Origin of the sequence: Staphylococcus sp. ACRSN (assembly GCF_022346615.1) — a bacterium.
Classification (GTDB): domain Bacteria; phylum Bacillota; class Bacilli; order Staphylococcales; family Staphylococcaceae; genus Staphylococcus.
In genome coordinates, this window is record NZ_JAKRNS010000016.1 from 19,192 (window position 1) to 37,732 (window position 18,541).

Sequence of the window (18,541 nt, forward strand, 5' to 3'; positions counted from 1 at the left end):
ACTCACTATAATAACATAAAAAAGCACCTGCTTAACGTATTAAGCATGGTGCTTTTCTATATTCATAATGCTGTCTAAATGACAACGTTTATTCAAAAAACAAACATTAGAATTAAGCTTCTTCTGTTTCTTCTTTTTCTTCACCTACAACAGCTGGTTCTTCAGTTTCTGAATCGCCTTCCATTGCTTCGATTTCTTCTTCTGTTGGTTCATCAGTTGGAGGAACAACAGTTACTACTGAGTCAGTAGCTTCGTTTTCGATTGTGAAGTCACCAGAAATTTTGATATCTTCAACAGCTAAACTGTCGTTGATATTTAATTCTGTAATGTCTACTTCGATAGTTTCAGGAATGTTATCTGGAGTAGCTGTTACTTCAAGATTAAATAATGGTTGTTCAACAACGCCGCCTTCTTTAGCACCAGCTGCTTCACCAATTAAGTGAACTGGTACTTCAACAGTACGTTCTTCAGTCATGTTGATAGCTAAGAAGTCGATATGTGTAATTTGGTTTTTAAGTGGATCGAATTGGTAGTCTGAAACCATTACTTTAATAGTTTTAGAACCAACGCCTAATTCGATAACACCATTACGACCTACTTCACGGATAACTTTGATAAATTCAACTTCATCAACTTTAACAGAAACGTTTTTAGTACCAAAACCATAAACAACAGCTGGTACTTTACCGATATTTCTAATTGCTTTAAGGTCAGCACGCGTTTGCTTACCTTGACGAATAATTGACTTTAATGCAGCCATATTCATTTTCCACCTTTCATCATATGCTCTGAATATACAGAGCCCCTCACTTACCCATCAACATAATGTTGCTTGCAAGTGTTTATTATGTCCGTTAAATCACGAACGGGATTATTATACCGTTATTGTATAATTTAGTCAAATAACACACTGACAGATTCACGTTCGTAAACTCTGATAATTGCTTGCGCTAATAAACCAGCTACAGATAATTCTTTGGTGTTGTCTGGTTTACGACTATCTTCTAATTGAATCGAATTTGTAACTACTAATTCTTTAATCGCTGAATTTTCAATACGTTCTTTAGCAGGACCAGAGAGTACTGGGTGTGTACAACAAGCATAAACTTCTTTTGCGCCTTTATCTTTTAATGCTTGAGCAGCTAATGTAATTGTTCCAGCTGTATCAATGATATCGTCAATAATAATTGCTGTTCTGCCTTGAATATCACCTACAATATTCATTACTTCCGCTACATTTGGTTTCGGTCTACGTTTGTCGATAATTGCAATCGGTGTTTTTAAAATATCTGCAAGTTTACGTGCTCTCGTCACACCGCCGTGGTCTGGAGATACTACTACACATTCTTCCAAATCAATATTTGTTTCGTTTTTAAAATGTTCAGCTAAAATAGGTACACCCATTAAATGATCAATTGGCATATCGAAGAACCCTTGGATTTGTGGTGCATGTAAGTCTAATGCAATCATGCGATCTGCTCCGGCAGTTTCAATTAAGTTTGCTACTAATTTAGCAGTGATTGGCTCACGGCTTCTTGCTTTTCTATCTTGTCTAGCATAACCATAATAAGGTACTACAATATTTATATTTGCAGCTGAAGCACGTCTACATGCATCAATCATGATTAGCAATTCCATTAAATGAAGATTTACCGGATATGAAGTTGGTTGAATAATAAACACGTCACATCCACGTATACTTTCTTCAATATTGATTTGAATTTCACCATCACTAAAGCGTTTCACTGAACATTTTCCTAGTTCGATTCCAACTTTATCTGCTACTTCTTGGGCTAACGGTTCATTACCTTTCAAAGAAAATATTTTCAAAGCAGAATTCTTATACTCATTGTTTAACATTTATAGTCCTCCAATTAATTCGTTCAATTAGTTTTATTTACGTATATGGCAAAATTATATTATTTCTTAACACGGTTCTTTCGGTTCGAGTTACCTAATTTATAGTTATCTTTAACTTAACAGATAACATTAATTTTTCTAAACAATGCACACTTACTTTTTAAGATAGCCTTCTTTTGTCGTTTGTTTTGATCTTGCAAGTGCCAAACTGTCTTCTGGAACATTGTCTGTAATTGTAGAACCCGCTGCTATAAATGAACGATCTCCTAAAGTTACTGGTGCCACTAAGTTTGTATTACAGCCGATGAAAGAATCATTACCTATAATCGTTTTGAATTTGTTCACACCATCGTAATTCACTGTAATAGAACCACAACCAACATTTGTACGTGCACCTATTTCTGCATCACCGATATAACTTAAATGAGGTAATTTCGCCCCTTCTTTAACCACTGATTTTTTAACTTCGACAAAGTTACCTACTTTAACTTTTTTACCTAAATCAGCACCTGGACGTAATTGAGCAAATGGACCAATTGTCACTTCATCTGCTATAGCAGCTTCGTTGATAATAGATTGCTTTATCGTTACTTCCGAACCAACTTCACTATTTGTTATTTCAGAATATTGACCCACAATTGAATCGGAACCGATCACAGTTTCACCTGCTAATTTCACACCAGGTTCAATAATTGTATCCTCTCCAATGACTACATCTGCACCTATGAAGGTCGTAGCAGGATCTATGATTGTCACGCCATTACGCATGTGGTACTCATTAATACGACATCTAAAAGCACGTTCCGCTTCGCTTAACATAACTCGGTCATTAACACCCATGATTTCATCAAAATCATCTGTATGATAAACTTCTACCACACCATTATCATTTAAAATCAATGAGAGAACGTCTGGTAAATAGTATTCACCTTGTGCATTATCATTTTTAACTTCTTCCAATTTTTCAAATAAAATTTGATTGTCAAAAGCAAAGATACCAGAACTAATCTCATTTACTTGTTGTTCTGATGACATTGCATCTTTTTGCTCCACAATTTTAACTAAATGATTATCTGCATCTCTGATAATACGACCGTAACCGAATGGATTGGGTGCAGTTGCTGATAGTACTGTAGCATGTGCATGATTTGTTTCATGATGCATGATTAGTGCTTCTAAAGTTTGCTGTGTAATCAATGGCGTATCACCGCAAACGACTAATGTTGTACCTTGTTTATCTTTTAAATGTTCACTTGCCATTTTAACTGCATGTGCAGTCCCTAATTGTTCTTTTTGAAAGCTATAAAGTGAATCATCACCTAAAGTTGCTTTGACACTTTCTGCGCCGTGTCCTACGATTGTTACAAGTTGTTCGACACCTGATTGTCTTACATTATCCACAACATGTTCAATCATAGATTTACCTACAACTTCATGTAACACTTTGTATTTCTTTGATTTCATACGTGTACCCTTGCCGGCTGCGAGTACGATTGCATGTCTTTGCATGTATGTTAACCCTCCATTAAAATATACACTTCTTTACTATTATAATTTAACGCTAGTACCACTTTCAAGGCTCAAAGCACCGATATTAAATAATGAATACTTTTTCATGCATTTTATTGAAAATTCTCTACCATTATTTTGTCATCTTTCCAATTTTTAGAAACCGTTTTACTTTAGCAATGTAAGCATGTACATTTTCAATATCAATTTTGCTATATTATGTATTTAAAAATCTAGTACTAGCTATTTAAATTACTTCATATTTAAAAATACCATTCATAATCTGATTAAAAATATGTCGATTAATAAATTTCTTGGTATTTTTTATTTTTTGTCACCTTTATATTTTAAATTAATTTTCAAAATTATATTTATTGAAAATAACAAAAAAGAAGGTGAAAATCATTCTATTAAGAACAATCTCACCTTCTTTTTATGATATTAATCACTTTACAACATCTCAAATTGTTTAAATATTAAGCTTCCTCATTCGAATCTTCAGATGAAGGTTGTGCATTTCTATCAGGAATCACTTCATCCGTTTCTTCATATACTTTCATCACAGCATCTTGAATTTCCTGTCTCATTTCAGAATTGATTGGATGCGCGATGTCTCGGAATTCACCATCTGGTGTACGCTTACTTGGCATTGCGACGAAAAGACCTGTGTTGCCTTCAATTACACGTAAATCATGTACAACGAATGATTCATCCAATGTAATTGATACAAGTGCTTTCATTCTTCCATCTGTTTGTATTTTTCTAAGTCTTACATCTGTCACTTTCATGTAGTGAGCCCCCCTAGTATCTTTGTTAGAAGCTTAACAATTGCATTAAAAATTATATTCCCTTATTTTACTTTCGCTATTAATTCAATTTCTACTTTAACATCTTTTGGTAATCGAGCTACCTCAACACAACTTCTTGCTGGTTGATGTGTGTCAAAGTACTTGCCGTAAACTTCATTTATATTTTGAAATTCATTCATATCAGCAATAAAAATTGTAGCTTTAATTACTGAATCTAAATCTGATCCAGCTTCATCTAATACAACTTTTAAATTTTCTAATACTTGTGTCGTCTGCGCTTTTACATCGTCACTGACAATTTCGCCATCTAAGTTAAGTGGAATTTGTCCTGATGTAAAAACAAGACCATTAATTTCAGTTGCATGTGAGTATGGCCCCAATGCTTCAGGTGCCTTTGGTGTATTTATTGTGTTCATGATGCCGTATTCGCTCCTTTAAGAAAATTTAGTTAAACTGTTGCCTGTTTCTACCTTAAATTCTTGATTGTATTCATCTACATCAGATAGTCTAACTAAGGAAGTATAATCTTCAATCAATCTTTGTTTAACTTCTTTTGATTCTACTAGTACGGATACCCCTTTAACTTGTGCTTTAAACTCATTCATTAAATTCATAACACCGTTTATAGATCCGCCTGCGCGCATAAAATCATCTACTACAAGGACATTAGAATTTTCTGGTAATGTACGCTTAGACAACACCATTGTTTCTATTTTACGAGAAGAACCAGAAACATAATTAATCGATACAGTAGAACCTTCAGTTACTTTATTATCTTTGCGGATAACTACTACTGGTAAATTCAGCACATTAGCCACTGCATTCGCAAGTGAGATACCTTTTGTAGCTATCGTTACTATTGCATCTAATTCTTCATCCATATATATAGTTGCGATTAATTTACCTACGCGATTCAATAGTGTTGGATTTCCCATTAAATCTGATAAAAATAAATAACCTCCAGGCAACAGACGATCTTTTTCTTGCAATCTACCAATAATGTCTTCAACAACTTCATTAGCTTCTGCTTTACTCATTTTCGGCTTGTACGTCACACCACCACTTGCACCTGCAGTTGTAATGACAGTTCCTAGTTTTTCTTTTTGGAAAGTCGTTTTTATAATTTGCACATCTTCACTTATTGAAGATTTAGCTTGCTTAAATTTTTGTACGAAATATGTTAATGGTATCAATTTATTTGGGTTATTCATCAAATATTGGGTCATATAAACGATACGTTCACTTCTTTTATAACGCATTTAGCTCATCCCTTCTCCTATCCTAATAATCTTACTAAATACACTTCATTACAACAGCCATTCACGGCATTAAATACATGCCTTGCTTGGCGTTCTTTTTGCGTAAGTCCATAAATTGTTGGTCCACTGCCACTCATCACTGCGCCATCTGCACCGTTTGTCAGCATATTACGCTTTATTTTTAAAATTTCAGGACACACTTTGCTCGAAATAGGCTCCAATTGATTTGAAAGACTACTGCACAATAATTCATAATTCCCTGTGTTTAAAGCTGCTTTGCAGTCCTCGGTATTGATGGTATGCAATTGATTTAAATCTAATTTTTTAAATATATCTGGCGAAGATATTCCAATATTCGGTTTTGCTACAACAACCCATGCAGAAGGAGGCTTGTTTAAAAAATCAATTTTCTCTCCTTTACCCCTACACAATGCAGTTCTACCATAAATACAAAACGGAATATCAGTCCCTATCGAAATACCAAGTTCACATAGTTCTTCTAATGGCCTATTTAGTTTATAGAGGCGGTTCATCCCTCTCATCGTCGCTGCAGCATCCGTTGATCCACCTGCTAATCCAGCTGAAACTGGGATGTTTTTATCTATTGTAATTGTAATACCTTGCTGTAAATTATAGGCTTTTTTCATTAATTCTGCAGCTTTATATGCCAAATTCTTACTATTAGAGGGAACATAAGTTTGTTCAACATCAACAACAATCTTGTTGTCTTGTCGCAATTCAAATGACAAGCGATCATTTAAATCTATTGTCGTCATAATCATTTCAACTTCATGAAAACCATCATCTCTTTTAAAGAGTGTGTCCAACGTCAAATTTATCTTTGCTGGCGCTGTTTCATAGATCATATGTCCACCCTCTTTCACTTACGATATGGTAATACAACGATTTTAACATATTGTTTGTGCAGATTTGCTGGTTTTATTAAAAGTTAAATAAATATGCCGTATACCTATCAAAATCACTTCACGTTGATACTCAACTTGTTTAACAAATCATCACTTAACAAAATATTTTACAATATAAAAAATCATACATAAAATTATTTCTATTTTAGCACATTCATCAATAAACAAAAAAGGTATGCTAACGTCGATAACGTCAACATACCCTTTTCTATATCTCATAAAATTAAAGTATAAATTAAAAAGCCCGACTATATAGTCAAACTTATGCTCATTTACTTTTTAATTAGTGCGCAACTACTTCTTGATGGTTATCTTCTTCAAATGAAACTTGTACGTTTTCTGTTAAAACGTCAGTGTATGTATAAGACACACGCTCAAAGTTATGTTTATCTTGATCAAGTTCAACAATAAAAACAGATGGGTAAGTTTCTTTCAACACACCACTACGCTCAATCGTCTTCTTACGACCACCATTCGCTTTTAGTACAATACGATTTCCTAATTGACAATCAAGAGTGTTTTTGATGTCTCCAATAGATTTTGACATATTGCTCCACCTCGCTACAAGTTGTATAATAACACAAAATGCGCTAATTTGTCAAATAAAATATCAATTTTAGCAAGGTGAAGCCTACTTGTCAATAATTTAAAATTCTAATTCTGAGAAATTTTTCAAACTATTATATAAATCTGCATATTCTTTTATAGTGAGTGTTTCACCACGTCTTCTCGGGTCAATATCACTCGCCTCTAACCATTCTGTGATTACTTGCTTATGCGCCTTTCCATTTTCAAATAAACTCTGGTAATTATTATTTATTGTTTTACGACGTTGACCAAATGCAGCTTTTGTCATTTTGAAAAATCTTTCTTCATCATCCACTTCAACAAGTGGTGTGTTTCGTTGCATTAATTTTACAACAATAGAATCGACATTGGGTGGTGGTAGGAATACAGATTTCGGCACAGTTAATACGTTGCTTGTCTCAGTATAGTATTGTGCAACGATAGATAAAGAACCATAAGCTTTAGTACCAACTTTGGCATTTAATCTTTCTCCTACTTCTTTTTGCATCATAACAACATAGCCATTGATTGGTAGTGACTGTTGCATTAAATTCAGCAATATTGGCGTAGTGATATAGTACGGTAAATTGGCAACTACCATGATTTTTTTACAGTCTGATAAATGCGTTTCAACGTAATGCGCTACATCTGCTTTCAATATATCTTCGTTAATAACTGTTACATTATCATAAGGTGATAATGTATCTGCTAATACAGGTATAAGACGTTGATCAATTTCAAAAGCCATTACTCTCTTAGCATGCTTCGCTAATTGTTCTGTTAACGATCCCATACCAGGACCAATTTCTATCACACCTGTTTCATCATCAATGTCACTCGCATCAATAATATTATGAATGATATTTACATCAATTAAAAAGTTTTGACCTAAACTCTTTTTAAAATTAAATCCATAATGATTTAATAATTCCTTTGTTCGTGAAGGTGTTGCAATATCTTTATGAGTCACCTATGAATCACTTCCTTCTTCATCATTTAATGCAGCTCTAACATCTTTCTCTGTATAACCAAATGCATTAAGTTTATTGACTAATTGCTTACCATTTGAATGACCAATGTGCAACTTTCTGCCTAAAATTTCTCTTTTCCTTCTAGCGTCTGGTCCTATGATTAACCCTAAATCGATTAATACATTTTTATTTATCGATTCATGTCCTTCTTCAAATGGTGTACTTACATTTATTAGTGCTTCCTTTATATCTTCTATATGTGCATGTTCTACGCCAATTTTACCACGTTTATTCTTCGCTTTTTCTTTATCAATATAAGCGTGTTTTACACCCGGTACGTGCTTTTGAATTGTTGTTCTTATTTTATCACCTGGGAAATCAGGGTCTGTTAACACGATGACGCCACGTGTATCATATGCCTGGGCTATAACCTTTAATGTTTGCTGATTAATTGCACTACCATTTGTTTCAATTGTGTCACAATCAACCGCTCTTTTTACTCTCTCGGTATCATCTCTACCTTCTACTACAATAAATTCATTAATTTTCAATTATAGTTCACCTTTCATCACTTTACTTACCTTTTATTATCCATAATATAAAAAAGACGTCGGTATCATTTATGGTTGTTAGTTAGTATTCTCAATAAGAACTAAGCCATAATTTAGACCGACATCTTTTGTAATTTCTTTATGCTTTTAAGTTAAATAATCTTTCAGCATTTTCAGTTGTTTGACGGCAAACTTCATCATAACTCACACCACGTAATTCAGCAATTTGCTCAGCTACTAATGTTACACGTTCTGGCTCATTTCTCTTACCTCTATATGGGTGTGGTGATAAGAACGGCGCATCTGTTTCTACTAACAACTTGTCGAATGGAACATGCTTTGCAACCTCTTTAGGTTGTTTAGCATTTTTAAATGTAACTGGACCACCAAGAGACACATAGAAATTTAATTTATTGATTATTTCATCTGCTATTTCTGTAGAACCACTAAAACTATGCATAATTCCGCCAATTTCTTCGGCATGTTCTTCTTTCAATATATCTACACAATCTTGTGTCGCATCTCTATTGTGAATGATTATTGGTAATTTCACACGCTTAGCTAAAGCAATTTGTTTTCTAAATAGTTCCTTTTGAACGTCTTTAGGGGATTTATCCCAATGATAATCTAGACCCATTTCACCAATACCAATAATTTTTGGATGTTCTGACAGTTTCTCAATCCATTCCAAACGTTCATCTGTACAATCAATAGCATCTACAGGATGCCATCCGATAATACCATAGATAAATTCATACTTATCTATAAGTACCATCGTACGCTCAATTGTTGGCGTATCAAAGCCAACAACAAACATACGATCAACACCATTATTTCTTGCGCGCTCTATAACCGCTTCTAAATCTTCATCATATTGCTCTGCATTTAAATGAACATGTGTATCGATTAACATATTTAACGACGCTCCTTAGTTCATAATTACTTAATGATAGCACCATTTGGAATAGCATTTGGTAGACTGACAAGCGTCAATACACCATCTTTTTCAGCTGATAATATCATTCCTTCAGATGTTCTACCCATTAATTTTGCTGGTTTTAAATTGGTAACGACAGCAACTTTTTTACCGATGATGTCTTCTGGTTGATAATATTTCGCAATACCCGACACTATTTGACGTTGCTCTGAATCTAAATCTACTTGAATTTTTAAAAGTTTATCAGATTTTTTTACATTTTCAGCATCGATAATCGTTGCCGCTTTAATTTCTACCTTATCAAAGTCTTTAATATCAATTTGTTCTTTACTAGGTACTTCTTCAACCGGTTCTTCAGTTTTTGGTGGTTGCATAGATTGTTTAATATACTCAATTTCAACGTCACTTTCTAAGCGTGGGAAGATTGGTTGAGGTTTATCGATAACTACTATAGTTTGTTTTAATGCACCATATTGTTCTACACTGCTTAACTCATGTAATTCAGGTGCGTTAATATTCAATTGTTCAAAAATTTGTTTTGGCGCATTTGTTAAAAATGGACTTAACAAGACAGCAGCAATTCGAATATTTTCTACTAAATGTGCCATTACATTGCCCAACATGTCTTTTTGAGACTCATCTTTAGCTAAAACCCATGGTGTAGTTTCATCAATATATTTATTTGTACGACTAATTAATTTCCATACCGTTGAAAGCGCAACTGAAAACTGTAAGTCATCCATATTTTCATGGAAAGTTTTTACAGTATCTAATGCCATTTGTTCCATATCTTCGTCTAGTTCATGTTTAGGACCTTGATACGCAGGCAATTCACCATCAAAATACTTATTAATCATTGAAATTGTACGGTTAACTAAGTTCCCTAAATCATTTGCTAAATCATAGTTTGTACGTTCAACAAAACCTTCTGGTGTAAATACACCATCAGAACCAAATGGTAATTCTCGCATTAAATAATAGCGCGTTGCATCTAAGCCATAACGATCAATCAATACATTTGGATCTACTACGTTACCTTTAGACTTACTCATCTTACCATCTTTCATTAATATCCATCCGTGAGCAAACACTTTCTTCGGTAACGGAATATCTAATGCCATTAATAGAATAGGCCAAATAATTGAGTGGAAACGTACAATTTCTTTCGCCATGATATGGATATCAGCTGGCCAATATTTATTAAATAAACTATCATCATCTGATAAATAACCTAAAGATGAAATATAGTTAACTAAGGCATCTATCCATACATAAACAACATGTTTTGGGTTTGATTTAACACGAATACCCCAATCAAACGACGTTCTTGAAACAGCTAAGTCTTCTAAACCTGGTTTGATAAAGTTATTAATCATTTCATTTTTTCGAGATGGTGGTTGAATAAAGTCAGGGTTTTCGTCATAAAATGCTAATAAGCGATCTGTATATTTTGATAAATTAAAGAAATAACTTTCTTCTTTTACCAATTCTACTTCATGTCCAGAATCCGGACTTTTTCCACCAACAATTTCACCATTTTCATATACTGGATCTACCAATTGAGTTTCTGTGTAATATGTTTCATCAGGTACAGAATACCAACCCTCATATTCACCTAGATAAATATCACCTTGTGCTAATAAACGTTCAAATATTTGTTGCACAACTTCCTTATGACGTTTTTCTGTTGTACGAATAAAATCATCATTAGATATTTCTAATTTTTTCCATAAATCTTTTATCCCAGCAATCATTTCATCCAAATATTCTAATTCTGTTTTCCCAGCTTTTTGAGCTTTTTCTTGAATCTTTTGACCGTGTTCATCTGTACCTGTTAAATAACGAACATCATAGCCTTGCATTCTCTTATAACGTGCGATTACATCACCAGCAGTAGTAGTATATGCATGACCGATATGCAAATTCCCACTTGGATAATATATTGGTGTAGTGATATAAAATGTTTCTTTCGCCATCAATGTTCCTCCTAGATTCTTATACTTTTAAAATTATCTAAATTCATACTTATTTTCAATGCTATTGACGTTAAATTCAATGCAATTTATTATTTCGTTTCTTAAATTTCATCGGATAGAATACACTTCATATCGTAGTTGTTTTCGTCTCTGATATCCGTGTTTCATTAAATATGATGAATAAACTCTATCTAATCTACATTACCATAAATCATGCTTTTTATGGGAAATTTCAACACATTTTTTCATGTTTTAATTTCATTTCAATAGAGTTTTCATTCTTTATTATATACCGTACAAAATTATACATAAACCATGTTATCTAAGCTTATGAAATCAAACTTCATGATATGAATTATAAACATCACCTGTTTTCAAATTTCTCGTTTCTGCTACTTGCTTAATTGCTGCTTTTGGTTTCATACCTTGTTGAATATGATAATCTACATGTTCTATTATCGTCATTTCTTCATACCAAGATGTATCGACAATTGCCACTTTACCTTCAATTAGTAATACAAATTCACCTTTAATTGTGATTTCATCTTCATTGAATTGCCTTAATAATTCATCTACATTCTCTGTGATAATTTCTTCGAATTTCTTCGTAAGTTCTCTACCAATAGATACGCGACGCTCAGCATCAATTTTAGAAATCGTCTTTAATGTATCTTTTATTCTATGAGGAGATTCATAAATAATTAATGTACTATTTTCATACATACGTTGTTGTAGCATTTCAGATTTTTGCTTTTCTTTTCGTGGCAAAAAACCCAAAAATGTGTAAGTAAATGAAGGTAATCCACTTGCCATAAGTGCTGTTAAACCTGCGTTTGGACCAGGTACTGTTTCAACTCTCAATTCTTGGTTTCGTGCCTCCACAACTAATTCGTAACCTGGATCACTAATCAACGGTAAACCTGCATCTGATACTAATGCGATATCTAAACCTTGCTTTAATTGTTCAATTAAATACGATGTTTGTTGATCTTTATTATGATCATGATATGATTTTAGCGGCGTTTGTATTTCATAATGCGCACATAATTTTTTAGTAATACGTGTATCTTCACAAGCGATTAAATCTACTTGCTTCAATGTTTCGACCGCTCTATATGTGATATCTGCTAAATTTCCAATCGGTGTTCCTACTAAATATAATGTCGCCATCTTTTACCCTCCACGAATTAAGTCTAATTTTTTATTTCTCGTAAATGTCTTGATTTCATATTCCCTTTTTAACGCTTCTGATTTACTATCGAACACTTCTTGATAAACTAATTCCACTGGTCTTCTGACTTTTGTATATTTTGCTCCTTGACCATTATTATGTTTTGCGACTCTTTGCTCAACATTTTTAGCATATCCTGTATATAAACTACCGTCCTTACATCTCACGATATAAATATAATGTCTATCCATAATAAATTTCTCTCATTTCTTGACTATATGTCCCATCTTTTTGATATATGTAAAATGGTGGTTGAATATCTAATCCTTGATTTCCACCTTTTCTGCCTTCTACTACAATTGTATTGGCCACTTTACCTTCTTTACTATACACAAAATATAATTTTTTCGGTTCAATTTGAAATGCACGCATTTGGCTTAGTACATCCATTAATCTATCAGCCCGATGTACCATCATTAATCGGCCACCTTGTTTTAATAAATGTCTTGCAGCGTAACAACAATCTTCAAGTGTACACATGATTTCGTGTCGTGCAATCTTATGGGCATCTTTTTGATGTTGATGTTGTTGATTCACTTTAAAATATGGTGGGTTACATGTTACAAGGCTATACTGTGCTGGTTTAAATGTCTTATGTGCACATTTCAAATCCATATGATGCATTGTAATTCGCTTATCTAATTGGTTCAGAATTAAACTTCTTCTCGCCATATCCACTAGTTGTTCTTGAATTTCTACGCCTTCAATGTGTTGTTTTCCTTTACCCGATAATAATAAAGGAATTACACCATTGCCTGTACATATATCTAATATTTGATCGTTTTTTTTCACTTTTGTAAAATGAGCAAGTAGTAGTGCATCTGTAGAAAATGAAAAAACATCATCATTTTGTATAATCTTTAAATTCTCTTTAATTAAGCAATCTAATCTTTCTCCATCTTTCAACATCCTTATTACCTCCAAAAAAAAAGGATCAGATGGCGATGCTTATTCAGCCTATCGCTACACCTCATCCTCTTGACCACCTATAAATTCAATAAGTGCACATTCATTTACTATTCACTTAATACCTCTAAACAAAATAGACAATCATCGCCTTTTCTATGTTTTCCAAACAATTCACCATTACAAATATGGAATCCTTCTTTATATAACATAGCCAGATTATCTTTACTTCTAAGTGGCTTTTTCACTTGTCCTTTTTGATTATTTTCAATTTTTTTAGGTGCTTCTTCTTTATCCATTAATGTTTTTAAATTTTCATTTTCAACTTGCAAAGCAACATTTTCTTCAATTAATTCAACTGTAAGATTTTTCAAATTATACATATCATTATTAATCTGATTAATGTTCGACTCTAAATGAGCAAGTTTTTCAAATATTTCATTTCGATTCAACTTGTTTAAAGCCTCCTAATTTAACGCTTCTAATTCTTCCATTTTATATTCTAGTGGTTGTTCTAAACCGTCCACTTTGATTTGCATAGAGATATCTAGAATATTTAAGCCTATGACTTTACCATTTCCTTCTGGTGTTTCAATTTGATCACCAACATCCGGTAACTGGGCACGTGCTTCCTCATAATAATCATTTTCATATTTCAAGCAACACATTAAACGGCCACAAGCGCCTGAAATTTTAGTTGGATTTAATGATAAATTTTGATCTTTCGCCATTTTGATAGAAACTGGTTCGAAATCACCTAAAAATGTTGAGCAACATAAAGAACGTCCACATGGCCCTATACCACCCAATAATTTTGCTTCATCTCTAACACCTATTTGTCTCAATTCAATACGCGTTTTTAATTTTTGCGCTAATGCTTTTACTAATTTTCTAAAGTCCACTCGGTCGTCAGAAGTAAAATTAAAAATAACTTTGGATTTATCCAATGTATATTCGCAATTTACAAGCCTCATATCTAAAGACTGTTGTTGGATAGTATCTTTACACAATTCAAATGCTTCATTGGCATCTTGTTCATTTTTTTCATATTTTAATAAATCTTCTTCTGTTGCAAGTCGTATAATTTCTTTTAGCGGTAATGTCACATCTTCATCTGCAACATTCAAAGGTTCATACTTCACTCTTCCCATTTCTGTGCCACGTTTCGAATCCACAACTACCCAATTACCCACACGTAAATCGAATTGCTGCGGTGAATAATATTCCATCTTACCTGACTTTTGAAATTCAATCCCCACTACATTTTGCATTCCTTATTTCACCCCTTTTATAACTATCTGTTCAAAGACTAATGTTGGATTTACATTTTGGTTTAATTTTTTATGTGCTTCTGTGATTTGATCATACATTAAAATAATTTGATTATAAGTTAAATTACGTGCATAATTTTGTATTTCTTCTTGTAAATCTCGAAATATTAACGTATCAGTAATTCCCACTTTAGCATGCATGACATCCTCAAAGAAACCATTTACAGCTGCTAATGCCACAAGTTGCAAACGTCTTGTCTTAGCATGTTTGAGCAAATCAACTATCGCAATTAACGCCATTGGACGATTTGTTAGCAATAATTGACACCATTTAACTATACTTTTTCGTAATGCTGCTAAGTCCGACTCCTCGTTCAATAAAACTGCTGTTTCTATTTGTGTCGTATATGTACTAATAAGTTCAGCAATCGGTCTTGAAATCTCACGCTCAACTAATCTATCTATAAATTTCACCTTATCAATTGGTTTGAAATAGACATGCTGACACCTAGAATGAATCGTATCAAGAATTTGCTCAGGCTTCGTAGATAATAAAATTGCGATGGTGTTATCAGGGGGCTCTTCTAAAAATTTTAAAATGCTATTTTCACCTTGAACTGTTAACTTTTCAAATGATTCAATAATATATACTTTATAATCACCTTCAATTGGTAATTGATTCATGTGATGTATTAATTGTTCAACTTGATCTTTTTTTATCGTAGTTTCCTCTGTGGAAATATATGAAAAATCAGGATGATTAAATGAAGCTACTTTTAACTGACATTGTTCACCTTGATTACATAAAATAAGTTTCGCAAAATCAATCGCCACTTGTTTCATCGTTTGCCCATCATCACCTTCAAATAAATACGCATGCGACAATTTATTCGAATGATAAGCTTTCGTCAGTTTTGTTTTTTCATCCATCTTTAAGTTGCTCCTTTATATAAAAAGGTTGCTTATACACAGTAACACCCAAAGTCAATGATTCAATAAAAAGTACTTTAAAAGTAATTTTTAAATGCCACTCACTTAGAATGATTACTACATATAGCAACCATATTGTTAGAACTGATGGAAAGATTCAACTGGCATTACGAATACCGTTGCTCCTCCAACCTCTACTTCAACTGGATACGGAATATAAGAATCCGCACTGCCACCCATAGGTGTAATTGGTGATACGAGTTGTTCTCTGTTACCACAAGTGTCGTCGATTACTTTTAACATTTCATCTACTCGGTCATCTTCCACACCTGACAAGAATGTTGTGTTCCCAGCGCGTAGAAAACCACCAGTTGTTGCTAATTTTGTTGCTCTAAAGTTATGTTTAACAAGTTTATCTGAAAGTTCTTGACTATCCTGATCTTGTACGATTGCTATTATCATTTTCATAGTAAACACCTCTTCCCAGTATTATATCATAATTTTTCTAAGTATTTGATGATAGAATTATAAGTATCTTCTACGACTGCTTCGATACTTTTCTCGGCATCTATTATGATAAAACGTTCAGCCTCATTATGAATAATTTTTTTATAACCTTCAACTACTTTTTCGTGAAAATTTACACCTTCTAGATCTAATCTATTTTGCGTACGCTGATTTTGGATTATACGTTGACGGCCTACTTCTACACTAACATCAAGATAAATCGTTAAGTCTGGGTACATGTTATCAATAGCAAATTCATTAATCGCCTTTACTTCTGGTACTCCTATACCCCTTGCATAACCTTGATATGCTAATGAACTATCAATATAACGATCACATAGCACAATCTTACCATTTTCTAAAGCTGGTATTACCTTTCCTACAAGGTGTTCACGCCTAGAAGCTGCAAATAATAAAGCTTCTGTTCTCTCATCCATTGCCTCTCCATCCAGCAATAACTCTCTAATTTGTTCACCTGTTTTTACTCCACCTGGTTCACGTGTCATTACAATGTCAAATCTTTTCTGTAATTTATCCGCTACAGCTTGTAATATCGTTGTTTTTCCTGAACCCTCTGGCCCTTCAAAAGTTATAAATGCTGACATCTTACTCATCCTTAATTTCTATTTTAGAATTTTTAATACCTTCAACTCTTACTTGTTGATCATTCCAATAATTCATTAATTTTATCATATTTTTTGTTATAGTTTCTCCTTTAAACATCATCGGAATACCTGGCGGGTATGGGACAATATAATTAGCCAATATTTGGTATTCTGATTTATCTATATCAATCCATTTCGTTTTTTCAATATTAGCAGAATAATATGTTCCTCTCTCTAATTGAAAATGTACATCACTTAACTTATGGTTTTCACGTATTTCTATATCCATACTCATAATTCTATCAAGTAGCTTTTCAAAAGGATAGTCGTCTTCATGATGCCATAAAGGCAATACTAATAAAATTTGATGCTCATCTGCTAATTCAACATAAATTTCTTTATTCTCAAAAATTTTCTGAAGTTCGTATCCACTATATCCATTACAATTTATATTAAGCTTCAATTGGTCTTCGACTTCAACGACAGTCATACCTTTTGTTTTAAGTGTTTCAATTAATATCGCTCTTTTTTTATAAAACTCGTGCACATCATAATTTTCATAAAAGGCTTGAGCGTTTTCTAAACTACTCATTATTAAGTAAGAAGGACTAGAGGTTTGAAAATATGACAGATATTTAAGTACATTATCCCTCTGAGGTGCATTTTTATGTATGAATATTATCGATCCCATTGTTAAAGCAGGAAGCGTTTTGTGATAGGATTGTACAACAAAATCAGCCCCGAAATTTAATGAAGAATTAGGAAACCCTACTAAATCAAAATGTGCACCATGTGCTTCATCTACTAATACTGGTATATTAAGCTGCTTAAATTTTCTAATTATATTTTGAATATCAAAACACTCACCGTAATAATTAGGATAAGTCAAAATACCCATTTTACTATCTTTCAAATATTCTAAAGCAAAACTCACATCAGGACCTAAATATTGATTTGTCTTTTTACTTATTGCCATGTCTAAAAATAATGCATCTCCATTTACCAAGTCAAGTCCATGAAAAACAGATTTATGTGCATTTCGAGGTATCGCATATTTCCCACGCAATAGTGAGAAAGCTTGAATCACCGATAGTATTCCAGAGGTTGTACCATTCACCAAATAATGTGCGGTATAATCAGGATGCTTTTTTATATTTTCCATACTGCTTAAAATCACTTCTTCAGGATAATGCAAATCATCTAAACCAGTAATTTCAGTCATATCCATATTGAATGATAAAGACCTATCTAAATGACCAATAGTCATATTCTTATGACCAGGTACATGTAATGATATCGCTGCATTGTTTACTAAATCATTTAATTTATTACTTAGTGGTTTTGACATAAACGCTCCTTTACCAACTCGAAATCAAGAATTAACTAACTACTAATTCAACTATATCAACATGTATTTTAACATAAAAAAAGAGATGCTATTAGGCATCTCCTTAAAAATGATAAAGAACTACTAAAAGAACTACTTCTCAATTCATTGAGTTTAGTAGTTCTTATGCAAAAGCTTTAGCTTTTGTATTCCTTTTCTTTATGTCAGCTTATTTGAAGTTAATTTCCTTTTCCACAAAAAAAAGAGACCTTACGGTCTCTCGGCTCATCGCATCTCTGCTTGCCTGGCAACGTCCTACTCTTGCGGAACGTAAGTCCGACTACCATCGGCGCTAAGGAGCTTAACTTCTGTGTTCGGCATGGGAACAGGTGTGACCTC

General features: G+C 33.2%; 21 protein-coding genes and 1 rRNA gene. All 22 read right to left on the reverse strand.

Going from position 1 to position 18,541, the window contains the following annotated elements; genetic code table 11:
* Nucleotides 1–112: 112 nt before the first annotated feature.
* Nucleotides 113–760: a 50S ribosomal protein L25/general stress protein Ctc gene (locus MHZ36_RS13010; RefSeq protein ID WP_239232145.1), complete on the reverse strand. Its 648-nt coding sequence runs from the start codon at nt 758–760 to the stop codon at nt 113–115.
* Between the two features lie 134 nt (nt 761–894).
* Nucleotides 895–1,860, reverse strand: coding sequence for a ribose-phosphate diphosphokinase (locus tag MHZ36_RS13015; RefSeq protein ID WP_239232146.1), 966 nt, complete (start codon nt 1,858–1,860; stop codon nt 895–897).
* A 153-nt stretch (nt 1,861–2,013) separates the two neighbouring features.
* Nucleotides 2,014–3,369 carry a bifunctional UDP-N-acetylglucosamine diphosphorylase/glucosamine-1-phosphate N-acetyltransferase GlmU gene (glmU, locus tag MHZ36_RS13020; protein WP_239232147.1) on the reverse strand — a complete coding sequence of 452 codons (1,356 nt, stop codon included), beginning with the start codon at nt 3,367–3,369 and terminating at the stop codon, nt 2,014–2,016.
* A gap of 476 nt (nt 3,370–3,845) precedes the next feature.
* Nucleotides 3,846–4,157, reverse strand: coding sequence for a septation regulator SpoVG (spoVG, locus tag MHZ36_RS13025; RefSeq protein ID WP_239232148.1), 312 nt, complete (start codon nt 4,155–4,157; stop codon nt 3,846–3,848).
* Nucleotides 4,158–4,219: 62 nt separating this feature from the next.
* Complete coding sequence (locus MHZ36_RS13030) at nt 4,220–4,594, reverse strand: RidA family protein (RefSeq protein ID WP_239232149.1); 375 nt, start codon at nt 4,592–4,594, stop codon at nt 4,220–4,222.
* Between the two features lie 18 nt (nt 4,595–4,612).
* Complete coding sequence (gene purR / locus MHZ36_RS13035) at nt 4,613–5,437, reverse strand: pur operon repressor (RefSeq protein WP_239232150.1); 825 nt, start codon at nt 5,435–5,437, stop codon at nt 4,613–4,615.
* A gap of 17 nt (nt 5,438–5,454) precedes the next feature.
* Nucleotides 5,455–6,303: a 4-(cytidine 5'-diphospho)-2-C-methyl-D-erythritol kinase gene (gene ispE / locus MHZ36_RS13040; protein ID WP_239232151.1), complete on the reverse strand. Its 849-nt coding sequence runs from the start codon at nt 6,301–6,303 to the stop codon at nt 5,455–5,457.
* A 343-nt stretch (nt 6,304–6,646) separates the two neighbouring features.
* The gene (veg, locus tag MHZ36_RS13045) at nt 6,647–6,910 is read right to left on the reverse strand and encodes a biofilm formation stimulator Veg (RefSeq protein WP_239232152.1); all 264 of its coding nucleotides are present in this window, start codon (nt 6,908–6,910) and stop codon (nt 6,647–6,649) included.
* A 99-nt stretch (nt 6,911–7,009) separates the two neighbouring features.
* A complete protein-coding gene (gene rsmA / locus MHZ36_RS13050) occupies nt 7,010–7,900 on the reverse strand; it encodes a 16S rRNA (adenine(1518)-N(6)/adenine(1519)-N(6))-dimethyltransferase RsmA (RefSeq protein WP_239232153.1) in 891 nt (296 codons plus the stop codon).
* Nucleotides 7,901–8,452, reverse strand: coding sequence for a ribonuclease M5 (gene rnmV, locus MHZ36_RS13055; RefSeq protein ID WP_239232154.1), 552 nt, complete (start codon nt 8,450–8,452; stop codon nt 7,901–7,903).
* Nucleotides 8,453–8,591: 139 nt separating this feature from the next.
* Complete coding sequence (locus MHZ36_RS13060; protein WP_239232155.1) at nt 8,592–9,365, reverse strand: TatD family hydrolase; 774 nt, start codon at nt 9,363–9,365, stop codon at nt 8,592–8,594.
* 26 nt (nt 9,366–9,391) lie between these two features.
* Complete coding sequence (metG, locus tag MHZ36_RS13065) at nt 9,392–11,365, reverse strand: methionine--tRNA ligase (RefSeq protein WP_239232156.1); 1,974 nt, start codon at nt 11,363–11,365, stop codon at nt 9,392–9,394.
* Between the two features lie 336 nt (nt 11,366–11,701).
* Complete coding sequence (rsmI, locus tag MHZ36_RS13070) at nt 11,702–12,535, reverse strand: 16S rRNA (cytidine(1402)-2'-O)-methyltransferase (protein WP_239232157.1); 834 nt, start codon at nt 12,533–12,535, stop codon at nt 11,702–11,704.
* Between the two features lie 3 nt (nt 12,536–12,538).
* Nucleotides 12,539–12,787, reverse strand: coding sequence for a GIY-YIG nuclease family protein (locus tag MHZ36_RS13075; protein WP_239232158.1), 249 nt, complete (start codon nt 12,785–12,787; stop codon nt 12,539–12,541).
* Complete coding sequence (locus MHZ36_RS13080) at nt 12,780–13,505, reverse strand: tRNA1(Val) (adenine(37)-N6)-methyltransferase (protein WP_239232159.1); 726 nt, start codon at nt 13,503–13,505, stop codon at nt 12,780–12,782. Before MHZ36_RS13080 ends, MHZ36_RS13075 begins: the two co-directional genes overlap by 8 nt.
* A 107-nt stretch (nt 13,506–13,612) precedes the next feature.
* The gene (gene yabA / locus MHZ36_RS13085) at nt 13,613–13,954 is read right to left on the reverse strand and encodes a DNA replication initiation control protein YabA (protein WP_239232160.1); all 342 of its coding nucleotides are present in this window, start codon (nt 13,952–13,954) and stop codon (nt 13,613–13,615) included.
* A gap of 15 nt (nt 13,955–13,969) precedes the next feature.
* Complete coding sequence (locus tag MHZ36_RS13090; protein WP_239232161.1) at nt 13,970–14,773, reverse strand: PSP1 domain-containing protein; 804 nt, start codon at nt 14,771–14,773, stop codon at nt 13,970–13,972.
* 3 nt (nt 14,774–14,776) lie between these two features.
* Nucleotides 14,777–15,703, reverse strand: a complete 927-nt coding sequence (locus MHZ36_RS13095) for a DNA polymerase III subunit delta' C-terminal domain-containing protein (protein ID WP_239232162.1) — start codon at nt 15,701–15,703, stop codon at nt 14,777–14,779.
* A gap of 138 nt (nt 15,704–15,841) precedes the next feature.
* Nucleotides 15,842–16,171: a cyclic-di-AMP receptor gene (locus tag MHZ36_RS13100; protein ID WP_042739966.1), complete on the reverse strand. Its 330-nt coding sequence runs from the start codon at nt 16,169–16,171 to the stop codon at nt 15,842–15,844.
* A 26-nt stretch (nt 16,172–16,197) separates the two neighbouring features.
* On the reverse strand, nt 16,198–16,815 hold the full coding sequence (gene tmk, locus MHZ36_RS13105) for a dTMP kinase (protein ID WP_239232163.1): 618 nt from the start codon (nt 16,813–16,815) through the stop codon (nt 16,198–16,200).
* A 1-nt stretch (nt 16,816) separates the two neighbouring features.
* A complete protein-coding gene (locus MHZ36_RS13110) occupies nt 16,817–18,163 on the reverse strand; it encodes an Orn/Lys/Arg family decarboxylase (protein ID WP_239232164.1) in 1,347 nt (448 codons plus the stop codon).
* 281 nt (nt 18,164–18,444) lie between these two features.
* Nucleotides 18,445–18,541 (reverse strand): 5S ribosomal RNA (gene rrf / locus MHZ36_RS13115); the annotation flags it as partial.